Below are 5,263 nucleotides of genomic sequence, written 5' to 3' on the forward strand. Positions count from 1 at the left end.
GTGTTGCGGCACTGTTCGCGGATCAATGCAGCGACCTGCTGCAAGACTTGGTCGCCGGCCTGGTGCCCATAGCTGTCGTTGGTCACCTTGAAGTGGTCGAGATCGAGCATGATCAGCGCGAGCGGTCGGGCGTTACGACGACTCAGCTCGACGGATCGGTTCAGCACCTCATCCAGTTTTCGCCGATTGCTGAGCTGGGTGAGGCTGTCGGTGACTGAGAGGCGCTCCAGCGCTTGGCTCTTCTCGGCCAACTCCGCCTGGGCCTCGGCCAGGGCACGATTGACCTTCCGCAGCCAGTGATTCCAGAGGTAGAGTCCGAGCATGACGAGCGCCGTCGGGGCGAGGACCATCCATAGCCAGGCCGCGTTGCGCGGCGGCTGGTACTGGGCGGACAGCCAACGACTGACGATACGGTCGATCTCCGACGGACCGATCGCATCCAGCGCCTTGGCGATCACGACTCCCAACAGCGGCTGGTCCGCTCGGGTTGCCATACTGAGCTGGAGGTCGAAACCGAGCGTGCCGGCGACCTTGATGTCGATCGATTCCTCCCGCTGCAGCTGGTAGGCAATGGTGGCCAGCGAGTCCACGTATCCGACGACGCGTCCTTGGCGAACCAACTCCAGTCCTTCGGTCACGTTGGCAACGGTCACGAGCTTGAGTCGTGGATACCGCGCGGCAATCAGCTCGCCGACGGCGACATCCTCGACAACCGCGACGCTTGCGTCGTCGAGCTGCGCCAGCGTCGCGATAAAGGGGTGGCTGCGCCGGGTGGCGATGACGAAGGGCTGCGCCGTGAACGGGGCCGAGAAGTCAAGGTAGGCGTGACGACTCGGCACGTCCATCGTCATCGGCAGCAGATCACAGCGACCATCGCGGACCTTGGCCAACGACTCGGACCAGGTGCGCGTTGGCAACAGCGTGAGCGGCACGCCGAGCTGCTCGTCCAGCAACGCGGTCAGGTCGGCGCCGATCCCGCGATACTCCCCGCTGGCGGTGATTTGCTCATAGGGCATCCAGTCGGGAAAGGTGCAAACCCTCAATGCCCCCAACTGCGCAAGATAGGCTTGCTCCGCCGCAGTCAGCGCGAGCCGCGCGGCAGGGCTGGCAGGCGCTACCTCCTGCGCGACGCAATGATTGGTGGCAGCCACGAGCAGCAGTGGCAGTAGCAAGAAGACGCGGATGCGAGTAAAGGCTGATCGAATCATCGCACGCGGGCTACCTAAGGGGCTCAAGCCGGCCGAATGCCGGAGGGCGCAGTTCGCACAGTGTTCAACATCCAGATCGACGCCCGGCGACTCGAGTTCGACCACGCCGCGGTTGAACAGTGGCTTGAAGGGACCGGTTGCAGACATTTGAGGTTCCTGGCGAGATTTCGGCGCCGGTCATTGCCGACGGCCTCCGCGCGGGCGTCGCGCTCGGATAGCGAAATCGCTGCGCGGAGTGAGTAAATCCGTCCCGGGGATAGGAAGTCCAACCGCACCGCGGCAGAAGTCCGGGGACGGTAGCACCGCAGGAAAAATCGCCGCAAGGGCACAGCGCGAGCCGACTGTGAGAGATGAGGAGCAGACCGCGTCGGGGAGGGTGTCGGGCTAGCTTGCGGCAGCGCTTGACGGGAACGCGGATGCAGGGGATAGCGGGTCGCCTGCGTGGCTAGCCGACGGGAGGAGGCTACCACTGCAGCCGTTGGTCGAAGCGGTACTCGGGTGGTGGTTGCGCTAGGGCGTTCCAGTCGGGCACGACTTCGACGGGCGGGTCTTCCCAAGCGGGCGCCCCGCACACGGACGAGATCGACGGCGTCAGTAATGAACAAGACGACTCTCGCAATGTCCGATCTGGGTTGCATGGCCGCCGTCATTGTTCGCAGAGCCAATGTCTCCATTGGGTCGACTGCTGTCATTCGTTGCACCGCGACGACTCTCGCACCATCAGACTGGAGCGGGCGTCTGTTGCTGAAAACTGAGGCTCGCGCATGGAAAGAACAGTGCCTGAAGAGCGGATCGGCTGGCGGCTGGTTGGGGCACGGTGATAACCTAGTGTACTCACGAAGCGCCTGTGGGAGACAGTTGGCACCGGCACCAGTCTGAGCGGATAGCCCGCGCGGCTATCGGAGGTCGCCTTCGTCCAGCTCCTTTGTGACCAGGGCGAGTATCCGGGAGGATCGCCAGCGCCGACGGGCGTGGGTAGTGGCTTCGGCTTGGTTGCAGCCGGGTAAGATCAAGGTGGCCCAGTGCGCGCGCCCAGGCGTTGTTTCCAACAGAACCCGGTAGACGCGCATGGCGGCTCTTGCCTCCCGCTCGGCGAAGCTTCGGGATTGGCTCCCTTCCATTTCACGGATAGCTGCCCGTTCGGCGATGGCTTCGAGGATCGCCTCATGCTCTTCCTCCGACAAGGGTGGTGGGTCCGACCGCCGTGGCAGGCTCCGATCGGTGTCCGCCTCCACCGATGACGGTGGCTCCGAAGCGTCAGCGAGCAAGGCCAGCAGCGCTGGCTTGTAGGTCCGCAGCCGTGCCCGCAGTCGCTCGTTGACACGGCTTTTCGGGGACACGAGCAAACGATCGCCCGCCCGTGATACGGCATAGCCATACTGGGTGAGCTCGCGGAGGAAGGCGGTGGCATCCATGTCAGATGATCTCGACATCGCCTTCTGCGCTGGGGACAACAGGTGCTTCAGTCTCAGCGCGATTCGTGTTCGGCGCGTCGCTCGGCTCTCCGTGAGCGGCCCCATCCTCGGCCCGAAGATGCCCTTCATCCCCGAAGATGCCATCCTCAGGCGGGTGGGCAACTTGGTCAATGACGCGGGCATCTTGGGCATCTTGGGCATCTTCGCGAGGCAAGGCCCAGCGCCATCCCTGCGAGAATCCACTTTTCGTGGGTTTGACCCCCAGTCGTTCCCGCGCCGTGCGGAGCGCCTTCTCGCTGATCCCGGCCTCGCGCGCCTCCCGCTGCACGTCTTTGGCTTTGGCCGGTCCAGTGCGGAGGTAGTCGGCAAGCCAATCCATGGCTTCGCGGGTGGCCGTCTGCTCTTCGGGCAGCTCGGTGAGCTCCGAGCGGCCGAGCAGATCGCGGGCGCTGCCTTCCAGCGCCTGTCCCCACAGGATCCGTGTTGTCTCGATCCCCGCCTCGACGTCACAGACCTCCAGGTCATAGGCGAATCCACCCGTGTCGGGGCCGATGTTGGACTTCCCACGAGCGATCAGCCGTCCGCCGCCCTCGCTCTCCGGTAGGCGGGCCGTAACCAGAACGACACGCGCCAGGGCGCCGAAGGCGAGGGAGCCGGTGACGCGCTCCACCGGCTCGCGACCGGCCGAGCCCTTGCTGAAATGCGAAATCCCCATCACCGCACAGCCGCGTAGCATCGCCAGATCGACCAAGGGCTGCAGTCCGCGCCGGACCTCGGCATTCTTGTGTGAGTCCCCACCCACGGCCGAGACGATCGGGTCCAGGATCAGCAGGGCAGGGGGTGTGTCCAGGGTGGCGATATGCTCGTCAAGGGCGAGCGTATCGCGGGCCGGATCGAAGGCGCGTGAGCCCTGCGTATCGACATAGCCGGTAATGAGATCGATACGGCTGAGGTCGGCGCCGGCCGCCACCAGACGGGGCACCAGGGTATCCTTGGGGTCGTCCTCGCCCGACCAGATCATGACATTTCTCGCGGGTGCACGCGCGCCATCAGGCCAGCGTCCGCCCAGGCTCAGGGTGGCGGCCAGCGCCATGGCGACCGTCGTCTTGCCGGTTCCGGGGGCGCCCGCGAGCACGTGCACCTTGCCCGCCGCGAGCCAGCCCGACCACAGCCAGCGGATGGGCGTGATCGGGATGCGCGCGGCATTGACGAGACTGACCTCTCCCAAGGCGTCCAAGGGCGCCGACCCCCTGGCGTTAGGGGGTAGGCTCCGAGCAGTGCCGGACGACTTTGCCTCGCGAGTGACGACTGGCGGAGCCTCTGGATGCGGAAGAGCCTGACTCCGATCCCGCCGTCCACGCTCGAACCCATCCTGCAGCGTGCGTCGCTCGGCGGCGATGTGGATGGGGACGACCTCCCCCTGGGTGTTCGTCGAGCGCATGTGCTGCGCGAATTCCTCAAGCAGGAAGTCGATGGCGTCGAGTGGCAATCCATCGCGCGCGGCATAGGCGCCGAGTCGAAACAGCTCGGCATGGCGGCCCCGTGTCGGATCGTCGAGGGTCCGTCGCGCCGCATCCCACGCGAGCTTGCGTGCCTGTTTGATCCAGGGGGTGCCGGTCGTTGTCGGAGATCCGGAGGGCTTCCCACCGAGGATTGCGACGCGATTCAGTCCGAGTGCCTGGATCAGCACCTCCAGACTGACGCTGGCTTCTGGATTGAACTGGCGCAGACGGTGCGGGTGAGGGGGACGGTATTTCGTGTTGGAGCCGACCGGCAGGCGGACATAGCGCACCGGATTGTTGCCGTTGCGATCGGCCTGGAGGTGTCCGGCTTCGGCCAGCGCTTGGTGCAGGCGCTGCGCGCTCGCCAGATCCGCTAATGGCTCATGCAGCCGATAGCCCACCTGGAGCTTGGGCCGCTCGTTGGGCACCGAGGTCTCGAGGACCCAGGTCGGTGAGAGTTCGGCGACCGGCTGCGCGTCATCGAGCACGACCACGCACAAGCGTGAGAAGGTCTCTTTGCGTCGATGCCGCTGACCCGTGGGCGTGGGGCTGAGCGCCGCGACGCAGAAATAGGTGTTGCGCTCCGTGTGATCCTGCACCGGCGCTCTGACCGGATAACCGCCCCATTGCGCCGCACTGGCTTGACCAGGATCGGTGACGAAGCTGGCGCACCAGAGATATTCCTCGGGGTTGAGCTTGGGGAAGACCGCCTCGAGGAAGGCGGCGTTGGTGATGGACAGGGATGCGCCCGCTGGACTGTCATACCCCATGAGACTGGCTCCTGCGCACCCGGCCCAGCGGTCATCAGGCCAGGTCGGGATGGATGCTTAGACGGGGCCAGCCCCTTGCCGCGACCGCGCGCGGCGCGCGGCGATCGGGTGTGCAGTGGTCCTGGCCAACGCGGTGCTGGCAGGGGAGATCGAGGCGCGGCGGCTGATCGAACAGCCCGGCCAGCGCCGGCGCTCACCCCGGATCAACCCTCGTTCGGTATCCGGCTTAGAGGATATCCGGAACAGAAAATGCTTAATAATTAAAATGCCAAATAAGATAGTATCTTAGGTACGACAATCACGCGTATCGAGGATGCCATGGCCTTTCAAGAGATGTCCGATGATTTTTGGCGCCAGGCAGAACCGTT

The 5,263-nt window shown here is 65.1% G+C and carries 3 protein-coding genes; all 3 read right to left on the minus strand.

Going from position 1 to position 5,263, the window contains the following annotated elements; translation table 11 throughout:
- Window positions 1-1,355: diguanylate cyclase (locus tag G3480_RS24975; protein WP_164656929.1), on the minus strand; the 1,355-nt coding region annotated here is incomplete at its 3' end.
- Window positions 1,356-2,104: 749 nt separating this feature from the next.
- Window positions 2,105-2,623 (minus strand): hypothetical protein, encoded by a 519-nt coding sequence (locus tag G3480_RS24980; RefSeq protein WP_164656930.1) that lies wholly within the window; start codon window positions 2,621-2,623, stop codon window positions 2,105-2,107.
- A 1-nt stretch (window position 2,624) separates the two neighbouring features.
- Window positions 2,625-4,895 (minus strand): ATP-binding protein, encoded by a 2,271-nt coding sequence (locus G3480_RS24985; RefSeq protein ID WP_164656931.1) that lies wholly within the window; start codon window positions 4,893-4,895, stop codon window positions 2,625-2,627.
- Window positions 4,896-5,263 lie beyond the last annotated feature (368 nt).

It is taken from the genome of Thiorhodococcus mannitoliphagus (genome assembly GCF_010915725.1).
Taxonomy (GTDB): Bacteria; Pseudomonadota; Gammaproteobacteria; order Chromatiales; family Chromatiaceae; genus Thiorhodococcus; species Thiorhodococcus mannitoliphagus.

Bases quoted from the DNA above. Each gene is read 5' to 3' on its own strand.
- G3480_RS24980 (WP_164656930.1), bottom strand. From the start codon at position 2,623: ATGGATGCCACCGCCTTCCTCCGCGAGCTCACCCAGTATGGCTATGCC.
- G3480_RS24985 (WP_164656931.1), bottom strand. From the start codon at position 4,895: ATGGGGTATGACAGTCCAGCGGGCGCATCCCTGTCCATCACCAACGCC.